The sequence below is a fragment of the Micromonospora aridisoli genome (assembly GCF_056150025.1).
The window spans coordinates 4,575-24,576 of record NZ_JAXCFK010000011.1 but is presented as its reverse complement, the minus strand read 5'-3'; the positions used below and the strand labels follow the sequence as shown (position 1 = coordinate 24,576).

10 protein-coding genes, 1 tRNA gene and 2 CRISPR repeat arrays are annotated in these 20,002 nt (G+C 71.7%); of the genes, 6 read left to right on the top strand and 5 right to left on the bottom strand.

The annotated features are described in order from the left end of the window. Window positions 1-35: 35 nt before the first annotated feature. The 5 genes from SM447_RS22160 to SM447_RS22140 form a co-directional block, all read right to left on the bottom strand. The gene (locus SM447_RS22160) at window positions 36-2,378 is read right to left on the bottom strand and encodes a transglutaminase TgpA family protein (protein WP_474574927.1); all 2,343 of its coding nucleotides are present in this window, start codon (window positions 2,376-2,378) and stop codon (window positions 36-38) included. 41 nt (window positions 2,379-2,419) lie between these two features. Continuing rightward, entirely contained in the window at window positions 2,420-3,643 is a 1,224-nt protein-coding gene (locus SM447_RS22155) for a DUF58 domain-containing protein (RefSeq protein ID WP_474574763.1), read from the bottom strand. A gap of 15 nt (window positions 3,644-3,658) precedes the next feature. Further along, a complete protein-coding gene (locus SM447_RS22150; protein ID WP_204002867.1) occupies window positions 3,659-4,654 on the bottom strand; it encodes an AAA family ATPase in 996 nt (331 codons plus the stop codon). Between the two features lie 24 nt (window positions 4,655-4,678). After that, the gene (locus SM447_RS22145) at window positions 4,679-7,291 is read right to left on the bottom strand and encodes a fibronectin type III domain-containing protein (protein ID WP_474574926.1); all 2,613 of its coding nucleotides are present in this window, start codon (window positions 7,289-7,291) and stop codon (window positions 4,679-4,681) included. 373 nt (window positions 7,292-7,664) lie between these two features. Beyond that, the gene (locus SM447_RS22140; RefSeq protein WP_474574762.1) at window positions 7,665-10,505 is read right to left on the bottom strand and encodes a tetratricopeptide repeat protein; all 2,841 of its coding nucleotides are present in this window, start codon (window positions 10,503-10,505) and stop codon (window positions 7,665-7,667) included. Between the two features lie 215 nt (window positions 10,506-10,720). Here SM447_RS22140 and SM447_RS22135 point away from each other — a divergent pair. The 6 genes from SM447_RS22135 to SM447_RS22110 all read left to right on the top strand — a co-directional run bounded on the left by SM447_RS22135 (window position 10,721) and on the right by SM447_RS22110 (window position 17,964). Continuing rightward, window positions 10,721-10,804 (top strand) — tRNA-Leu (locus tag SM447_RS22135). A 470-nt stretch (window positions 10,805-11,274) separates the two neighbouring features. Further along, window positions 11,275-11,400, top strand: a complete 126-nt coding sequence (locus SM447_RS22130; protein WP_474574761.1) for a hypothetical protein — start codon at window positions 11,275-11,277, stop codon at window positions 11,398-11,400. Continuing rightward, window positions 11,397-12,410, top strand: coding sequence for a tyrosine-type recombinase/integrase (locus SM447_RS22125; RefSeq protein WP_474574760.1), 1,014 nt, complete (start codon window positions 11,397-11,399; stop codon window positions 12,408-12,410). Before SM447_RS22130 ends, SM447_RS22125 begins: the two co-directional genes overlap by 4 nt. A gap of 429 nt (window positions 12,411-12,839) precedes the next feature. Further along, window positions 12,840-13,988: direct repeats of the CRISPR family, unit length 36 nt; unit sequence GCGCTGCGCCCGGCTACCGCGCCGGGCGAGGATCGC. A 108-nt stretch (window positions 13,989-14,096) separates the two neighbouring features. Continuing rightward, entirely contained in the window at window positions 14,097-14,825 is a 729-nt protein-coding gene (locus tag SM447_RS22120) for an NUDIX hydrolase (protein ID WP_474574759.1), read from the top strand. After that, window positions 14,822-15,979 (top strand): 5'-methylthioadenosine/S-adenosylhomocysteine nucleosidase family protein, encoded by a 1,158-nt coding sequence (locus SM447_RS22115; protein ID WP_474574758.1) that lies wholly within the window; start codon window positions 14,822-14,824, stop codon window positions 15,977-15,979. Before SM447_RS22120 ends, SM447_RS22115 begins: the two co-directional genes overlap by 4 nt. Next, window positions 15,976-17,964 (top strand): hypothetical protein, encoded by a 1,989-nt coding sequence (locus SM447_RS22110; RefSeq protein ID WP_474574757.1) that lies wholly within the window; start codon window positions 15,976-15,978, stop codon window positions 17,962-17,964. The genes SM447_RS22115 and SM447_RS22110 overlap by 4 nt, the downstream gene beginning before the upstream one ends. 381 nt (window positions 17,965-18,345) lie before the next feature. Continuing rightward, a CRISPR array of direct repeats spans window positions 18,346-19,940; the repeat unit is 37 nt; unit sequence GCTGCGCTCGGCCACCGCGCCGGGCGAGGATCGCAAC. Window positions 19,941-20,002 lie beyond the last annotated feature (62 nt).

The following is a 20,002-nucleotide window of genomic DNA, read 5'->3' as shown; positions in this document are numbered from 1 at the left end:
CTTGTCAGGTGCCACAACTGCATGATCGCGGCGGGTCAGCGGTGCCAGCGCAGCGGGCCCGGGTGCACCGACCAGAGGAGGCGACGCCAGCGGGAGCGGGCGGCGCGCAGCGTCCCGGCGTAGCGGGTGGCCGCCTCGGCGGCGGCCTCGGCCTGTTCGGTGGTGGCCGTGCCGGGTGCGAAGCCGACCTGGTTGATCAGCGTGGCCAGGTCGTCGACGGCACGGCTGGCGGCGTCGGGTGCGCTGCCGTCGGGTCTGCCGCTCTCGGGTGCGGGGCCGGGTGCGCGTCCGGCGGTGCCGGCAGCGGCGGTGGCCGGGACGGCGGCGCCGGGCTCGACCGCAACGGCGGCGGTGGCGTCCCGGCGGCGCGCTTCGGCCAGGGCGTGGCGGGCCACGACGGCGACCTCGGTGGCGGACAGGTCGGCGGCGACGGGCCGCCCGGCCAGCCGCAACGTGTCGGTCAGCTCCCGCCAGGCGCCGGCGATGCGGTGACCGGGGTCGCCCCGGGTCAACCGGGCCCGGGTCTGCGCCCGACGCAGGCCGGCGAGGATCGCCAGCAACGCCACCAGCACGAGCAGCAGGCCACCCCCGGTGCCACCGACCAGCACCACCGTCGGTACGCCCCCGGCGTCGGCGGGGCCGTCAGGAGCCGCCTGCGCGGGCGGTGCGGCGGTCGGCTCCAGGCTCGGTTCCGGCTGCTCCGACGGGGGCGGGTCCTCCGGCTGCGGGCGGAAGTCCTCCTCCACCGGCCGAGGCTCCTCGTCCGGCCGGGGCAGCGGGTCGAACGACACCCAGCCGAGACCGTCGAAGAGCACCTCCGGCCAGGCGTACGCGTCGGCGGCCCGGACCGGACCGGACGCGGGGGCGGCGAACCCGACCACCACCCGGGTGGGTAGCCCGGCCAGCCGGCCCAGCACCGCGAACGACGCCGCGAACTGTTCGGAGGTGCCGCGTTGCCCGCCGCCGTTGCGCGGCCCGAACAGGAAGAACGCCAGGTTCGGATAGGCGTGGCCGCTGGGTGCGTCGGCGACCAGCCGGTAGTGCTCGGCCAGCCACTGCTCGATCGCCGCCGCCCGCGCGTACGGGGCGCCGTTCTCCTCGGCCAGCTGGGCGGCGAGCCGACGCAACTGCTCGGGTACCCCGTCGGCGACGTGCAGGACCCGGGCCACCTCGTCGCCGGCCGGGGTGTTCGCGGTGGCCAACAGGTTCATGTCGGGCCGTTCCCGCGCCGAGGTCACCGTGTAGCGCAGTCCCGGTGCGAGCCCGTCGGGGCGGATCAGCGTGCCGGTGCCCGGGTCGTACGCCACCCGGGCACCGCTGACCTCGCGGGGAGTGGGTACGGCGGGCAGCAGCCGTCCACTCAGGTCACCCACCGTGATGTCCTGCCGGACGGTCTCCACCGTGGCGTACGGGGCCGGGTCCGTGGCCGGCAGGATCCGCCCGGCGTTGCGGTAGGTCGCGCCGACCCGCCAGGTGACCCCGTCGTAGTCGCTGAGCACGGCCAGCCGGATCCGCACCCCGCCGGCCGCCGCAGTGTCCGACGGATCGGCCGGATCTGCCGGTGTCGTCGGACCGGAGGCGCCGGGCCGGTCGGTCGCCACCTGGAACAGCTGCTGCTCCGGGTTCAGCGCCCACCCGGAGATCCGGATCAGCGGGTTCTCGTCCAGCGTCTCCACCTGCGGCGGCTCCACGTAACGCCGTGGATCGACCGGCCGGGTGTCCACCAGGGCGGCCACCGCCGGGCCGAGCAGCCCCGCCAGACCCACCACCACCGCCGTACCGGCGGCCGAGGCCACGGCCAGCCGGGCCCGCACCCCGGACCGTACCGCCGGAGCCAGCCCGTCGACCGGATCCGCCTCCGGTGCCCGGGACGACACCGCCAGACCCAGTGCCGCCACCGCCACCAACGCCACGGTCGCGCCCACCGCCGGCTCCGCGTTCGGCCCGACCACGTACACCGCGCCGGCGTAGAGCAGCACCGGCGGCAGGTAGCCCAGCAGCACCCGCCCGGCCCGCAGCGCCACCTCCGCGCCCGCCAGGCCGGCCAGCCAGGCGGCGACCACCGGCAGCAGGATCGTGTCCGGGGTCGGCTCCACCGGGATCATCGCGGTCAGCAGCCGGGGAATGGCGTTGCCGGCGGCGTCGCGGGCCACCTCGACAAACCCGCCCGGCACCTGCGCGCCGGCGGCGGCCACCCGCAGGCAGACCGCCGTCCACACCAGCATGGCCAGCACCGACACCGGCGCGACCAGCCAGGACGCCAGCCGCCGGGCCGCCACGCTGACCAGCACCGACCCGATCGCCGAGCCGGCCACCAGCACGGTCAGCAGCGATCCCGCGTACACCCGGCCGAGCACCGCACCGGCCAGCGTGACCATCGCGACCAACGCCGCCGGCACCGGCACCGCCCGCAGCAGCCTCACCACCGGCGCACCCCGTCCCACTCGGCGGCGAAGGCGGCCCCGTCGGCGGCGTCGACCACGACCAGCCCCGCCGCGCCCGGCGGCGTCGGCTCGGCCGCGCCGAAGACCCCGACCACCACCGACGGGTACGCGCCGCGCAGCGCACCCACGTGCCCCAGGTCCTCGCGCCCACCCGGCCCGGTCAACACGACCAGCGTGTCGCCGACCCGGTCGCGGCGCAGCCGCGCCGTCGCGGCCTCCAGCGTGCCCTCACCGGCCAGCGACACCTCCGCCAACCGGTCCAGCGGTCCACTCGCACCAGCACCCGACCCACCGCCAACCGGAACGCCGTCCGGCGTGGCACCCGACCCGCCGTCCGGCGGCGCACCGCCCGAACCGGCGGACGGTTCCCCGGCGGCGACGAAGAGCAGCACCACCGGCAGATCCTCCCGGAACGCCGCGGTGACCACCGACGCCGCCGCCTCACAGGCCGACTCGAACGACTCCGCCACCCCGTCGACCCGGTCGGGATGCGCCACCGACCGGTTGTCCAGCAGCACCACGATCCGGGGCAGGCTGGTGTCCACGTTCTCCCGCACCATCAGCTCACCCACCCGGGCGCTGGTGCGCCAGTGCACGCGGCGCAACTCGTCACCGACCACGTACTCACGCAGCGAGTCGAAGGTGATCGAACCGTGCGGCACCGCGTCGACCCGCCCGTCGAGACTGCGTCCCGCGCCGGTGGGCACCGCGCGCAGCGGGTGCACCCGCGGGTGCACCCACACCGGCACGCTGCCGCCGTAGGAGCGGGCCAGCACCACCAGGCCGAGCGGATCGCGGCGGGTCACCCGAAGCGGCCCGACCGGCACCACGCCGCGCCGGCTCGTCGGCACGTCGTAGGTGACCGCCGTGTCCGCGCCCGGCCGCAGCCGCAGCACCGGCACCGGCACCGCCCGGTCACCGCACCGGTCGACGGCCAGCAGACTCGCCGCCCGCATCCGCCCCGCGTTGCGCACCGTCAACGTCATCGTCGCCGGTTCGCCCCGGGCCACCCGGTCCGGGTCCGCCCGCCGCGCCACCGCCAGCCGGGGCCGCCGGGCCGCGACGACCAGCGCCACCGCCACGGCGGTGCCCGCCGCCGCACCGAGCAGCGTCAACTCCGGGTACCCGAAGCGGAAACCGGCCACCAGCAGCAGCACGGCCGCGACGAGCAGACCGATGCCCCGGGCGGTGATCCCCACGTCAGTCCTCGCCGGTCAGTGGTGCGCCGGGGCCGGCTGGCCCGACGGCAGCGGCACCGGCACCGAGGCCACCGCCTGCCGCAGCACGTCCGCCGCGGTCACCCCGCGCACCTGGGCGTCGGGGGTGAGCAGCAGCCGGTGGGCGAAGACCGGCTCGGTGAGAGTCTTCAGGTCCTCCGGCATGATCCAACCGCGACCGTCGATCAGCGCGTAGGCGCACGCCGCCCGGGTCAGCGCGATCACCCCACGTGGACTCACCCCGACACGGACCTGCGGATGGGTGCGGGTGGCGGCCGCCAGCCGCACCGCGTACGCGTACAGCGGCTCGGCGATGTGCACCCGCCGGGCCATCCGGACCATCTCGCCGACGGTGGCGGTGTCGGTCACCGCCGCGAGCGCCTCGGGGGAGCGGACCGTCGCCCCGCGCAGCACCTCCACCTCCACCGACTCGTCCGGATACCCCACCGACAGCTTCACCAGGAACCGGTCCAGCTGCGCCTCCGGCAGCCGGTACGTGCCGTCCATCTCCACCGGGTTCTGCGTGGCCACCACCAGGAACGGCTGCGGCACCGGGTGGCGCACCCCGTCGACGGTGACCGTCCGTTCCTCCATCACCTCCAGCAGCGCCGACTGCGTCTTCGGCGACGCCCGGTTGATCTCGTCGGCGATGACGATGTTGGCGAACACCGGACCCGGATGGAACTCGAAGCCACGGGTGGCCTGGTTGAAGATGGTCACTCCGGACACGTCCGAGGGCAGCAGGTCCGGTGTGAACTGGATGCGCCGCCACTGCCCCTTCACCGTCGCCGCGATCGCCCGGGCCAGGGTCGTCTTGCCCACCCCGGGCACGTCCTCCAGCAGCACGTGCCCCTGCGCGAACAGCGCGGTCAACGCCAGCCGCACCACCTGCGGCTTGCCGAGCACCACCGTGTTGACGTTCTCGGCCAGCCGGGCGGCCAGGGCGGCGAAGCCCTGCACCTCCTGCTGGGTGAGCGGTTCCTGGCTGTTCACGGTGGTGCTCCTCGCCTGGGTGGATCAGCAGGTGGGCAGGACGTTGATGTCGTCCCCGCCCTCCAGGTTGAGCCAGGCCCAGGGGATGTAGTTACGTCCGCTGTACTCGACCTGCACCCACCAGGTGCTCTGCTTGTTGTCGTTGTAGATCCAGGAGTCGATGTTCGTGCCCCGCACCTTGCAGTACGCCTTCAGTCGGGTGCCCGGCTTCGCCCAGCCGACCTGCCGGTCGTTGTCCTGCTGGGGCACCGAGAAGATCTCGTTGCCGTTGCGGCCGTCGCGGTCCCGGTCGCAGTAGGTGCGCTGGTCGCCGTCGGGACCGTTGTTGCAGGTGGCGACGCCGTACAGGGCGTCGGTCTGCTGGGCCCGGGTGGCGGTTCCGCTGCCCGCGGCGTTGGTCGCCGTCACCGTGAACGTGTAGCTGGTGCCCGGCGACAACCCGCTCATCGTGATGCTCGAACACGGGCCGCTCTTGGCCGGCTGACCCGACCGGGACAACGTGCAGGTCGCCTGACCACCACCGGCGTCCACGGTGAACGTCACCGTCGCCGCCGTCGCGGTCGCCGACGAGCCGGTCACCGTCACCCGGGGCGCCGCCACCGTACGCGCCGTCGTCGTCGCCTCCGCACCCTCACCGGCCTCGTTGACCGCCCGGACCCGAACCGTGACGTTCTGCCCGTCACCCAGGCCGTTCACCGTCGCCTGGGTGTCGGTGACCTCACTGCGTCGGCCCCCCACGTCCACCACGTAACCGGTCACCGGCCGACCGTTGGCCACCGCCGGCGACCACTGCACCGCCACCGTCCCCGGCTGGTCGGCCACCGTGCTCGCCCGCAGCTCCAGCGGCTCACCGGGCACCGTGAACGGCACCACCGTGTTGCTCACCGGCGACGCCTCCGACGCCGCGCCCTTGTCGTTGACCGACACGACCGTGAACGCGTACTGCGTGCCGTACTCCAGCTCACCGGCCTTCACGACCAGCTCGGTGCCGGTCGCCTCACCGACCGGGGCGTTCGTGCCGGCCGAGGTGGCCGACACCGCGTACCGGGCGATCTTGTTGCCCTGACCGTTCGCCGCCGGCCAGCTCACCACCACCGTGCCGTCGGCCCGCGCCTCGGCGGTCACCTCGGTCGGCGCGTCCGGCACGTCGGCCGTCGGCGTCACCGGGTTGCTGGTCCGTGCCGGCCCGGCGCCCTTGGCGTTCACCGCGTGCACCGAGAACCGGTAGGTCTCACCGTTGGTCAGCTCCGTGACCTCCACCGACCGCTGGTTCGCGCCCACCTCCAGCCGCTGTCCGGCACCCTCCACCACGTACCGGATGATCTCCGCACCGTTGGCCGCCGCCGGCCGCCAGCTCACCCTGGCCTGCGCGTCGCCGGCCGCCGCCGTCACGTTGCGCGGCGCACCCGGCTTGCTCACCTGAGGCTTCTTCGGCGGCGGGGGAGGTGGCGGCAGAGGCTCCGGCGGCGGGTCACCGCCGAGGATGTCGTTGGCGTACTTGTCGACCTCCCGAACCTGGTGCGAGTCGTCGACCACCCGCGCGGTCGCCGCGTCCGGAGCGTTGATGAACAGGTAGTTCTCCCGCACCTCCAGCTCCAGCGGACCACGCCACCTGCCGCGGATCGTGTCGGTCAGCTGACCCGTAGCGTCGAACGCGTACACCGTGCCCGCCGCCTCGTCCGCGCAGTAGAACCGCCCGGCCCAGGCCACCGCCGGACCGAGCCGGTCACCCTCGCCCGGCACCGTGAACGAACGCACCTCGCCGCCGTCGCCGATCGCGTGCACCTGCCGCTGCCCGGGAACCGTCACCGGCACCACCGGTCCGCTGGTCCGCACCGGCAGGATGCCCGGCCCGGTCAACGTGGAGGCCAACGCCGTACGTCGCGTCGTACCACCAACGACCGTCACCAGCGCCCCGGCCGTGCGATCCAGCACCGCCACACCGTCGTCCAGCGTGGAGACCACCAGCTCGTGGCTCGCCTCGGCGACGTCGTACGACTCCACCCGTGGCGAGCCCACCGGCCCTTCCGCGGCCTCCGACGGCAGCACCGCCGGAGTGATCGCCGAGACCGTGCCCTCCGCCGGCACGGCGACCCACAGGCGGCCCGCGCCGTCGAACGCGCCACCGGTGATCCCCGGCGGATACCGCACCGGCTCACCCACCGGGGCCAGCGACCGCGGATCCAACTGCCGCACCACACCCTGCACCGCGTCCACCACGAACGCCGCATCCTCGTGCAGCGCCACACTCACACCCAGCCCGGGAGTGGTCGGCGTCGTCGCGGTGATCTGCAATGTGGCCAGATCCAACGCGCTGATCTGACCGGTGTTCAGATCCCGCAGCACCAGCAACCGGTCCGTCTGCGTCACCTGCATGGGATGCCGACGCGCCGACGGCACCTCCATGCGGGTGTCCACCCGCGCGGTCACCCCGTTGACCCGCGCCAACTCGCTGCGCGCCGCGCTCCACAACCACGAACTCGCGTCGTAGCTGGCCACCGCATTGTCCGCCGAGCCCAGACCGAGCACGGTCAGCCCCATCGCGGCCAGCAGCGCCAGAACCGTACCGACGGTGACCAGACCACCGCGTACCCGGGACCGGGAACGTGCGGTGCGGGTCGGAACGGCCTCGTCGATGCTCGCCACAGCCGGCAGCCTCCCGTGTCGTCTCGGCAGGTGGCGCCCCCGTACGGCGACCCCTCCCCGGAGAGACTGTCGGGAAACCTCGCGGCGGCTGCGGCGCTCCCAGCCGACGACCGGCGGCGTTGGAGAGTGGTCCGGATACCGGTGTTGTATCCGGACCACTCGCCGCCTTGCCGGATCGCCGCCCGGACTCCGCCTCGCTCGCCCCGGGGCTTCCCGACAGTCTCAAAGCCGGGAGCCATCATATGGTCAGGCTGCTGACCCCGGGAACCCGCACCGTCCGCCTGTGGATACCCACCGTGGCGTGTCGCCGGCGTGTCCCGCCACGACCGTCCGATCGGGACCCACCGTCGACGGTCGTGCCGGCCTACCGCGACGTGCAGACCTGGTCGGAGGTGGCGAACCGGTCGGTGTCGTAGACGGCGAGGACCGCGAAACAGTAGTTCACCCGGGTGCTCAACCCGTTGACCGTGTAACTGGTCTTCCCCGGGTCCACCGTGGCCATCATCCCGAGCGTCTGACCGGTCCGCCCACCGGCCACCATGAACGGCACCAGACCGTCGGACGGGTCCGTCCAGGTCAACGTGATGGTCGTGGTGTCGTCGCGCATCGTCAGGTTCGCCGGAGGCGGTCCCACCGCCCCCGGGGTGGACGCCGGTGCCGACGGAGGCGCGGACCGCCGGTCGAGGATCAACAGTCCCACCCCGACCACCGCGGCCAGGGCGACCAGGACCGCCACCACCGCCACCACGATCGCCACCCGGCTGCGGCCCGGCGCGGGCTCCGCCGCCGGCATCGCCAGGGGCCCCTGGTACGCCGGGACGAGTCCCTGGGGCTTGGGCTGCCCCCAGGCCGGTGGTGCGGCCTGCGGCGGGGCCGACGGCGGCGGCGCGCCGTGACCGCCGGCATACGGGTGGACCGGTGAACCCTGCGGAGGCGGGTGCGACCCCGGCGGCCGGACACCCTCACCCGGATTCGGCAGTCGCGGGTCGCGCTGCTGCAACCCGCCGCCCGGCTGGTAGGGGGAGGGCCCGGCCGGCGAGCCGTAGGGGGCGGGCCCTTGACCGTGGTAGGACGCTCCGCTGGTCGGTGCGTAACTGGCGGGTCCGCTGGTGGGCGCTCCGCTGGTGGGCGGTGCGTAGGCGGGTGGCCCGCTGGCCGGACCGGGCTGGGGCAGCGGCGCGGTCAGGTCGTACGGACCAGCCGTCGGACTGGCCGGTGAGGTCGCCGACGGCGGTGCGTAGGCCCCCGGCGGCGCGCTGCTTGGTGGTGCGCTGACGGATGATGCGCTGCTTGGTGGTGCGCTGATGTGCGATGCGTAGAGCGGTGGTCCGCTGATGGGTGGTCCGCTGATGGGCGGGGCGCTGATGGGCGGGGCGCTGACCGGTGATCCGCTGACCGAGGGTGCGTTGGCCGGCTGGGCCGGGTTCGATGGTGCGCTGACCGGCGGTGAGCTGATGGGCGGAGCGCTGCTTGGTGGCGTCGTGCCGACGGGGGATGCGTTCATCGGTGGTGCGCTGCTTGATGGTGCGCTGCCGTGGAGTCCGCTGACCCGTGGTGCGCTGGTGGGCGGAGCGTTGACCGGTGGTGCGCTGACCGGTGGTGCGCTGACCGGGTGGTCCGGGGTCGGTGGGCCGTTGACCGGCTGGGCGGGGTTCGGCTGCCCCTCGGCCGACGGTCCGGCGACGGCCGCTGGCAGGGCTGAGGGTGCGGCCACCGGTGACGGCGTGCCGGCCGCCGATGCCGATGGTTGCGGCGGGCGGCCGGCCCGCGCCGCTTCCTCTTCCAGGAGGGGCCCGATCTGCTGGACCTGGATGGTCGGCCGGGCCCACTCGGGGTGCCCGGTCGGATCCGCCTCGGCACCCGTCGCCGCCGGCCCGTCCGCCGCCGGCCCGGCTTCCGCCGGCGCGTCCGTCGCCGCCGGCGGAAGCGACAGCACGCCGGTCTCCTCCTCGTGGATCCGCTGACGTGGAGCCCATCCGCTCGGCGGCGGACCGGGCGGCGTGGTCGATGGCGCGGCACGCGACGGAGCAGGCGAGGCGGGCGGCGACGAGACCGGAACGTCGCCGATGGGCCCGCTCGGCGGCGTGACCGAAGACGACAGCGGAGCGGACGGCACCGTCGGCGTGGCTGGCACCGGAGCAGCCGGCCGGGCGGGGCCGACCGGCGGCACGACCGGATACGCGACCTGATCATGAAAGGCCGCCCGCGCCTGCGGCACGGTGGGTGGCGGCGGGACCTGCCCTGGGAAGGGCGAACCGGTGGCGGGCGGTACCGGTACGGGCGGTGGCGGTACGGGTGGTACCGGTACGGGCGGTGGCGGAACCTGAGGTGCGCCCATGGGTATGGCTGGTGGAGGCGGGGCGGGCGGGGAGTTCTGTGGTGGGCCCGGCGAGACCGTAGTTGGCGGCAGGCTGGGGGGCGGCGGGATCTGCGGTGGTGCCGGCGCAAAGTCCTCTCCGCCGGAAGCGCCCGAGATCGGCGACACCGGACCGCGACCGCCCGGTGACATCGGCACGGCGGAACCGGGCGTCACGCCGAACGCCGGAGGGGTGATCCCCGCTGCCGGACCACCGGACGTCGGTAGCTCCCCGGACGGCGCGGGCGGTGGTGAGGAGGGCGAAGCCGGACGTACCTCCGTCGCGGTCGACGCGTCGTGGGGCTTCCACAGCGTGGAGAGCACGGCCAGCGACACCGTCGGCTCGTCCAACGCCCCGCGGGCCGGCTGGCTCGCGGGGCCGGGAGCAGGGGCAGGGGAGACCGCGGGCTGAGGAGCGGGAGCGGCGTCGCCAAGATAGTCCCGTGCCGTGCGTACCGCCGGATGGTCAGCACCGAGTACGGCGGGGCCGGCGGCGGCGACGCGGGTGTAGTTGCGGCGCGCCTCGTGGCGATTGCCCAGCTCGTCCGCGACGGACCCCAGCTCGAAGGCCAACGCCAACATCAACGGATCGGCATGTGGCCAGCGGCGCTCCCCGGCGGCGAACGCCTCCTCCAGCACCCGGCGCGCCGCACTCGGATCGTCCGCCTCCCGATGCAACCTGGCCAGCAGATGAGCGGTGCTGAGCACGTCCGGATGATCTTTACCGAACGGCGGCCGGGCGGACTCGACCGCGTCGGTGAGCAGGTCACGGGCGGCGGCGAGATTACCCGCACCGCGCAGCGCGAGAGCCCGCTGCTGGGCGACGGCCAGGGGAGAGGCGTGGGGCACGGGGCCCATGCTGCCGGGTACGGGCGCCTCGACGCTACCCGGCGCACACACCCGCCAAAGGCCCGCCGTGAACCCCCCTGCTAGGGAGGCCGAAGGTGCCCGGTACCGATGTGCATGATCCACCTGAGGCGTGTACAGTAACTCCCCGTGCGGTCCGCCGGGCGGCCTACCGGTGATGGGATCACCGAGGCCGGCACGGTAGGCTGAACAGGCAGGTCCGGGTGGCGGAATGGCAGACGCGCTAGCTTGAGGTGCTAGTGCCCGTATAGGGCGTGGGGGTTCAAGTCCCCCCTCGGACACAAAAACGCGGCGTTTGCGCCCAGCTCTACGTGTTGGTGGTCAAGCATGCTTGACCACGCGAGTCTCTTCTTTTCGTCAATGGTCCCCGCCCGTGTGGTTCCGGGTGGTGGTGGCCGTGGTTGATGTCTCGCCGGGGCTGGTGATCCCGCCGGTGGTGTTGTCTGACCCCGGGCAGCTAGTCGAGCGCGCGTCGGGTGGTGGGTTGCGTCGTGGCCCGTTGCCGTTGTCGTCGCTGCCGGAGCCTCGTCGGTGTAGCCGGGCGTACGGGGTTGTCGCCTTGGAGGGCAGCGGTCGCGTGCGGGATCGGGCGGTGGTTCGTGCTCTCGGCTGGAAGCCAGGTACCCGGTTGGACATTCGGGAAAGCGGCGGTGCCGTCGTCGTGCGGGCTGACGGTCAGGGTTGCTTCGGGCTGACCGGTCAGGGGTATCTGCGGCTTCCTGCCGCGGTGCGGCATTGGTGTGGGCTCGCTGTGGGCGAGCGTCTATTGCTGGTGGCGGATCCGGCGGTGGGACTGCTGGTGGTGTGCTCGGTAGCGGCGTTGGACGCGTTCGTCGACCGGGCCCACGCCACGGTCCTCGGTGGCGGTGTGTCGTGATTGGTGCGAGCCAGGCGGAGTTGGACGCGGCGCGGTTGTTGTTGGCGCGGATGGGTATCTCTGCGGCCGAGCTGGTCGACGCGCCAACGGATCGTCCCCCAGCGCCGACGTTCGCGGAGTATGTGCCGGTGGTATCGGCGGCGGTCGGCGCCGGCACTCGGCGGGCCTACGGTTCGTACTGGAAGCGGGTGGTGGAGCAGTGGGGGCAGCGGCGCCTCGACGAGCCGACGCCCTCGGAGATCGAACAGCTCGGCGAGTACGTTAAGGCGCGCGTGGTGGCCCGACGCAACGCGCGGGGTGGGCGTAGTGCGGTGGAGCATCTGATCGCGGCGTTGCGGTGCCTGTACAAGCGGGCGGTGGCCGACGGGTATCTTGCGGCGGCGGATGATCCGGCGGCGAAGGTGGCCAAGCCACGTCGCCTGCCGAGTACCCGGCGGGCGGTGGCGGACAGCCGGTTGGCGGAGATCAACGAGATCGCGGCGAGCACCGGGGATGACCCGGTGTTGGACAGTCTGCTGCTGCGTTTGCATACGGAGACGGCGTGTCGGCGGGGTGGGGCGTTGGCGTTGCGGCCGGTAGATCTGGATCCGGAGCAGTGCCTGATTCTGTTGCGGGAGAAAGGTGACACGGCGCGGTGGCAGCCGGTCTCACCGACGCTGATGCGGCACCTGCAACGACACGCCGACGACCGGCACGCCCCGCCTACCGGGCAGCTGCTGCGGTACCGCGATGGGCGGCCAATTACTCGACGGCGCTATGACCACCTGTGGGTGCGTCTCGGGGAGCATCTGCCGTGGGTGTATGTGCAGCAGATCAGCACGCACTGGCTGCGACACACCACGTTGACGTGGGTCGAGCGGAACTTCGGCTACGCGGTGGCCCGCGAGTACGCCGGACACGCGAACAGCGGCAGCAACGCCGGCACCACCGCCACGTACGTCCGTGCCACGCTGCAGGAGGTCGCACGGGCATTGGCGGCGTTGACCAACGAGCCACACCCACTCGCGTAACGGTTGCGCATGATGGTTCTTGTTGGCCCGGTCCAGTTCGGTCGGGTCAACTTGCGGCCAAGGCTCCTGGGCGCTCGGAGAGCCCCATCGCCGACTCGCGTTCGCGGCCTGCGGCACGACAACGAGCGGCATCGACCGGAGTTTCCAAGTTCACGAAGGATTAGTGTTCTGCAGGCAAATGTGAGGTCGGCATTGCCGCTGGATCAGCAGGCCCGGAGGCGACAGGTCGCCCCTGGCGACTCTGCTCCGGTGCCTTGCCGCAGCCGTTCAGGCGTGAAGCCCGGGAGAGCAGTTGTTGATCTAGGAACCTGGAGTGGCCGCGGATCCCTGGGAGGTTCCGAACCGCAGAATATGGACGAGGTGAGCAAATCGGACCGTTTGCGGTTGGAGGAAGCATCGTTGAATCGCTATCTTCACTGTTCACGAACTGCGCTGCGCCCGGCTACCGCGCCGGGCGAGGATCGCGACCACCGACGAGACAGGCACGGACATGAACCCATCCGGCGCTGCGCCCGGCTACCGCGCCGGGCGAGGATCGCGACCTCCGGCTCGACCGGAGAGCCCAAGGGGGTGGAGAGCGCTGCGCCCGGCTACCGCGCCGGGCGAGGATCGCGCGTTGAGGGTGTGCAGGAGAGTCTCGTCGTCGCGCTCGGCGCGCTGCGCCCGGCTACCGCGCCGGGCGAGGATCGCGCGGGCGGCGTGGGCTCGGGCGGCGTGGTCCATCTCGCGCTGCGCCCGGCTACCGCGCCGGGCGAGGATCGCCACTGATTCGCACGACCTGTCTGACCTTGACCGCCGTCGCGCTGCGCCCGGCTACCGCGCCGGGCGAGGATCGCCCCCGGGAAAGCGGCGGGGCCATCGTCGTGCGGGCTGACGGGCGCTGCGCCCGGCTACCGCGCCGGGCGAGGATCGCCTCGGTCAACGGGGTCACCTGCGGCGGCACCCAGCAGCGCGCTGCGCCCGGCTACCGCGCCGGGCGAGGATCGCTTTGCGAGCATGACGAACAACGACCGGTTGCTGATCAGGCGCTGCGCCCGGCTACCGCGCCGGGCGAGGATCGCAACAACCGGGTGGTAGCCAACGCCAGCAGCACGCAGGCGCGCTGCGCCCGGCTACCGCGCCGGGCGAGGATCGCAACCTAGCTCGCTCCGCGAGCACTCACGCGGGCAGGCCCCGCTGCGCCCGGCTATCGCGCCGGGCGAGGATCGCAACACGTTACGTGATCAAACTGCTACCCGGACAAGGTTGCCGCTGCGCCCGGCTACCGCGCCGGGCGAGGATCGCAACGATGCTATGCGCAAGAAGAACACTGCCAAGATGGAGGCTGCGCCCGGCTACCGCGCCGGGCGAGGATCGCAACACCGCCCGGCTCGTCATGACCGACGAGGACACATACGCTGCGCCCGGCTACCGCGCCGGGCGAGGATCGCAACGAGTGGCAGACCTACGACCTGCGGGACACGTCTCACCGCTGCGCCCGGCCACCGCGCCGGGAAAGGATCGCAATGGCATCCAGAGGCGAGCACCATCGACGGGTTCGCCGCGCTGTGCCCGGCCAGTGCGCCGGGCGCGGATCGCAGATCCGGCGTAATCAGGCGTCGAAGGCCCTCAGCTGACGCGTAGGCCGCTGAAATCCGACACTCTGATGACTTCCTGTCACTGTGACAGTAAGCCTATGGTCGATTCGTGTCTGACGATCGTTGGGTTCCGCCGACCGTTCTTGTTGCGGTGGATCTCGTCATCCTCACGTTGCGGAGCTCCCGCCTGCATGTGTTGTTGATCGAGCGCGGTATCGAGCCCTTTCAGGGTGCTTTGGCTCTGCCTGGCGGTTTCCTCGGCCACGAGAAGGAGGACCTGGTGGCAGCCGCCCATCGAGAGCTTGCCGAGGAGGCTGGTTTGGGGCCGGATCAATTGCACCTCGAACAGCTCGGTTTCTACGGAGCGCCGGATCGTGACCCCCGAGGTCGGGTTGTCTCCGCGGCGTACCTGGCCATCGCCCCTCGGCTACCTGAGCCGGTTGCCGGCACCGACGCCTCCGGGGCTTGTTGGATCCCGGTGGCGCAGGCGTTAGCCGGTGACGCGCAACTCGCCTTCGATCATGAGCAGATCCTGTCCGATGGTGTCGACCGGGCGCGGGAGAAGTTGGAGCGCTCGGCGCTCGCTACCGCCTTTTGTGGTCCGACTTTCACGATCGCGGAGCTTCAGGACGTCTACGAAGCGGTGTGGGGCATGCGGCTGGATCCGCGGAACTTCTACCGGAAAGTGCAGAGCGTGGAGGGGTTCATCGTCCCTGCTGGCCCGACTCGCAAGACCGAAGGGGGGCGTCCCGCTCGGTTGTTCCGCCCTGGGCCCCGCGCGACGTTGCACCCTCCGATGATCCGACCCCGCGGCCAGGCAGACAAGGAGACAGCGTGAGCATGAACAGTGGTCTCGTCGTGATCCTCACGGCGCTGAACCTTGAGTACGAGGCGGTTCACGAACACCTGACCGACGTTCGGGTGCGCCGGCACCCCGCCGGCACCCGGTTCGAGGTCGGCCGGCTCGGGCAGAGCCACTGCCGGGTCGCGCTGGGGCTGGTCGGCAAAGGCAACCATCCGGCTGCGGTACTCGCAGAGCGGGCCATGGCCGAGTTCTCTCCGGCCGCAGTGCTGTTCGTGGGAGTCGCCGGTGGCCTGTGGCCCAACATTCGCCTCGGCGATGTCGTCGTCGCCAGCAAGATCTACGCGTACCACGGTGGCACCAGCGAGGACGACGGCCTGAAGGCCCGGCCGAAAGCGTGGGAGATCCCGCACGATGCCGACCAGATCGCCCAGCACGTCGCCAGGTCCACTGCGTGGCGTCGCGGTCTTCCCGCAGATGTGGCGCCTTGCGTCCACTTCGGGCCGATTGCCGCGGGAGAGGTGGTCCAAGACTCGGGGGTCTCTGAACAAGCCCGCTGGATCCGTCAGCACTACAACGACGCCGTGGCGATCGAGATGGAAGCTGCCGGGGTAGCCCAGGCAGGCCATCTCAACCGTGCCCTGCCAGTGGTGGTCGTGCGGGGCATCAGCGACCACGCCGATGGCAGCAAGGCAACAACCGACGGACAGAGCTGGCAACCGAAGGCCGCACGTCATGCTGCGGCGTTCGCCGTCGCCTTGGCGCGAGAACTCATCATCGACGGGCCGGCCAGCCGAGACGGCGCGGTCCGGGACGGGAGCCGCACGATGCCGATGACCAACCGCAACATCGCCAGCGGGAACGCCCGCGTTGGGGTGCAGGCCGGGCAGATCTACGGCAACGTCACCGTCCGCGGTGACGTCGAGCAACCGGTCGACCTGGCAGCGAGCATCGCTGACCTGCGAACCCATCTCAAGCAGGCCCATCTCGACGGCAAGTTGGACGAAGAAACCTACGCCGCCGCGGAGTCGGAACTGGAGAAGGCAACGGACTATGTTGAGGCGGACGCACCCCCCAAGAACAGTGGCCTGATGGTCGCGCTCAAGCGGCTACGCGGTCTGGTTGCCGACGTGTCTGAGCTGGCGACGCGGATCGCGGCGATCATCGCCGTGGTGCGGGGCATGTCGTGACGACCTCGACAACGAACGTCGCCCAAGGAAACGCGCACGTTGACGTGCAGGCAGGCGTCGTACACGGTGACATCAACTTCTACCGGCTGCCGCCTGACCCGAGTCCACAGGAGCAGTTCGCCTTCGCGTTGAAGTATCTCGACGCGCGAGTTCGTGATCAGGCACGTACGCTCATCGAGAAGGCGGTCGCCGGCGGGTATGCCACCACCGAGGTCCAGTTCTACCGGCTCATTGCCCTGTTGAGTGGGCGTACCCTGCGTCAGCTCGCCCCCGAGGAACTGGATCGCCTCACCGCTATCTGCGCCAGCCTGCCCCACCTCGACGACCATGACCAGTGGGCGGCGGGGTTGAGGGTGATCCGCCGCCTGCTGGAGCCGGTCCGCGCCGCCGAGACGGATCTCGTGGTCAAGGAAATCGACGCGCTGAGCCGGCGTCAACGCGACACGATATACGGCCACCTTGAGGCGCTGCTCGAAGGAGCGATGCAAGAAGAGCTATGGCGGAAGTCCGTCGCCTTAGCTGCTTCGCGGCGTACGGAGGGCGACCGGTTCAACCGGATCTGGAAGTTCTTCCATCCCAAACCCGCGCAGCCTCGGACCCTGTCGGTCCAACCGGCTGCTGTTGCGCTACGCGACTGGCTGCGCGCCGGCGCTGGCGCTGCCGTGTTCGTCCTCGCCGTGGTGCAGCTGCTCATCCTGGTAGCGGCACGCGGCATGCTCGGCCCGCTGCTCGGTTTGCTCGTCGGTCTGATCGGGCTCGGCGCCTTCTGCGTCGGCGGTGCGGACCGCCACTATCGCCGGGCGCGGCTGCGCGCGAAGGAGGCGCAGATTCGGCCACCCCAGCAGCGGCGGAGAGAAGGGGCACCGAGGGGCTTCGCTCGTAAGGTCGACCGGCTTTTCGACCGCTACTTCAGCCGGTACGTCCCGCAGGACACCGACCGGGTCTACTGGCGGGCTCAGACCGCAGGGATCCAGCGGCACCTCCGCGACGAGGTGGTCGAGCTCTACCGCGAACAGCGCATCAGCGTCGACCGAGTCGCCTGGCTCGTCCGCTACCTGGTGGGCGACGTCCGGAGGCAGTGGGAAGAAGACACACTGACCGCATTCCGCCAGCGACTGCGAATCTCCACCAGAACCAGAATCCTCCACATTGGAGGGCTGGTCCTCCTCATCGCCGGGATCCTTTCGACCGCACCAGGCGTCATGGCCAGCGCCCCCTTGCCCGGCACCGGGTGGCTGCTGCTCGCCGCCGTATCCGCGGTGCCAGCTGTGCGCTCCTCGTTCCGGATCATCGCCGAGTGGCGCAGAGTCACCGACGATCAGGCGGAACGAGACGACGAGGACGCGGCCCGCTGGGAGGCGTACCACAGGTGGTGCCACAAGTTGTCCGACAAGCCGTCAGACACCGAGATGGCCGCCTGGCTGGAGAGCGACCGTAAAGTCCTGGTCGACCGGGCCATGCGACAGTACCGACTCCAACCCAGCCACGTTATCGCCCACGCCTTCATCGAGGCGCCAGCACCATCATGCAAGCGGGCCCGATATCCGCAGGGGCCATGGCGATACTCCCGCTACCGGCTCCTGCTGTTCCTGCTCACCGACGACGGCGTACGGCAAGCCAACATCGATCTCGACTTTCAGACCGCCACGAGTCACACCGCCCAGCGACTCAACTACCGCTTCGACGCCGTCGCCGCCGTCCGGATCGACGGCATCGCTACCGGACAGCCAACCTTCGAACTGACGCTCTTCAACGGCGACCCCATCTCCATCCGAGTAAGCGAACCCGACAACGAAGCGCTCCAGCACGACGAGAACGCCACCAAGATCGCAGAGCTGTCGCTCGACGCCGCCGGGCTCAATCACACCCTCCACGTGCTTGAAGGCGTCGCCGCCGAAGGCAAAGAATGGATCAAACACCGCCGCCGCCGAGCCGACGAGAGACTCGCCAGCCTTACGGGCTCCCTGCGCGGGTTACTCGATTAGGCGGCCGGGGACGAATTACCGTCCCCCTGCGTGGGGTACTCGAAGGGACTCTGCGGAGGACTCGTGTTCGTGGCCTGGGACAGGACCACGAGTGGCGTAGGCGCTGGTCCATGAAGGAGTTGGGTTCTGGCGCCTAGGTGGTCGGGGTGACCGCTGGAGCTGCGGTCCCCGGGTCGGTTTGCCCACGGAACTTTGCTCCAGTGCCTCGCCGAAGCCGCTCAACCGTAAGGTCCGCGAGAGCACTTGCTGATCTAGGAACCCAGAGTGACTGCGGAATCCCTGGGAGGTTCCGAACCACGAAATGCGGATTGAATTGGCAAATCGGACCATCTGCGGCTGGAGCAAGCATCATCAAATCGCTATCTTTGCTGCTCACGAGCTGCTGCGCTCGGCCACCGCGCCGGGCGAGGATCGCAACCCTCGCCGGCGAGCCACCGCCGCATCGTGCGTCGGGGCTGCGCTCGGCCACCGCGCCGGGCGAGGATCGCAACGGTCGCGGTGTCCGGCACGGTGATGCTGTCCCCTGCGGGCTGCGCTCGGCCACCGCGCCGGGCGAGGATCGCAACGCAGGCCAGTCCGGTGACGCCAACCTCGGATTTTGGCTGCGCTCGGCCACCGCGCCGGGCGAGGATCGCAACGTCCGGCTGATCACCCCGAAACAGCGCGTGCGCAAGGGGCTGCGCTCGGCCACCGCGCCGGGCGAGGATCGCAACTCGGTGACCGCCAGCACCGGCCGCCATTCGCTGGGGTGCTGCGCTCGGCCACCGCGCCGGGCGAGGATCGCAACCCACTCCGCCACGCCGGCCAGGAGCTGGCCGCCCTCACGCTGCGCTCGGCCACCGCGCCGGGCGAGGATCGCAACTGGTAGATCGACCACACAACCGCACCGGTCGCCAGGCCGCTGCGCTCGGCCACCGCGCCGGGCGAGGATCGCAACTCGCCGCTCACAGCGCCCAATCCCCCCCGATCGGAGCTGCGCTCGGCCACCGCGCCGGGCGAGGATCGCAACGTCCCATCCTCCGGCGCCGACGTACAGGTCGAGGTTGCTGCGCTCGGCCACCGCGCCGGGCGAGGATCGCAACAAGCCGAAGAGCCGCCCGGGGTTGCCCGGCGGGGGTAGGTGCTGCGCTCGGCCACCGCGCCGGGCGAGGATCGCAACTGGCTGTCTTCCCTGTTGCTGCTCATCGTTTGGTGCTCGCTGCGCTCGGCCACCGCGCCGGGCGAGGATCGCAACGGCGTCGGCCGCGCGGACGCTGTACGCGCCGGGGTAGCTGCGCTCGGCCACCGCGCCGGGCGAGGATCGCAACACCTGGCTGTACCGCAACATCGTCGAACCGATATGGCGGCTGCGCTCGGCCACCGCGCCGGGCGAGGATCGCAACACCAGCTCGGCCCGGATGTGCGCGGACAGGTTCGCGGCGCTGCGCTCGGCCACCGCGCCGGGCGAGGATCGCAACTGATCGGCGCCGCCGTCGGGTTTTTCGTCGTGCCCAGCTGCGCTCGGCCACCGCGCCGGGCGAGGATCGCAACAGCTACATGGTGCCCGGCTGGTATTGGGCGAAGCAGGCTGCGCTCGGCCACCGCGCCGGGCGAGGATCGCAACCGTCGTGTCCGGGGTCCGGTCCCGGGGTTTGGTCCGGGGCTGCTGCGCTCGGCCACCGCGCCGGGCGAGGATCGCAACCAGGTGGTCGAGCTGGCCACCGGCGCCACCCTGGTTGAGTTGCGCTCGGCCACCGCGCCGGGCGAGGATCGCAACCCGCCGTACCATCCGGCGCCGATCGCCAGCAGCCGCGCTGCGCTCGGCCACCGCGCCGGGCGAGGATCGCAACCACGGGCGGGTGCCCGATGGTGCGGTGTACGTCGGCAGGCTGCGCTCGGCCACCGCGCCGGGCGAGGATCGCAACAAATCCCTCTGCGGGTACTGGCCTTCGGGCCGCGAGCTGCGCTCGGCCACCGCGCCGGGCGAGGATCGCAACAAATCCCTCTGCGGGTACTGGCCTTCGGGCCGCGAGCTGCGCTCGGCCACCGCGCCGGGCGA

Coding starts and splice junctions, on each gene's coding strand:
- SM447_RS22160 (WP_474574927.1), bottom strand. CDS start 2,378: ATGGTCACGCTGGCCGGTGCGGTGCTCGGCCGGGTGTACGCGGGATCG.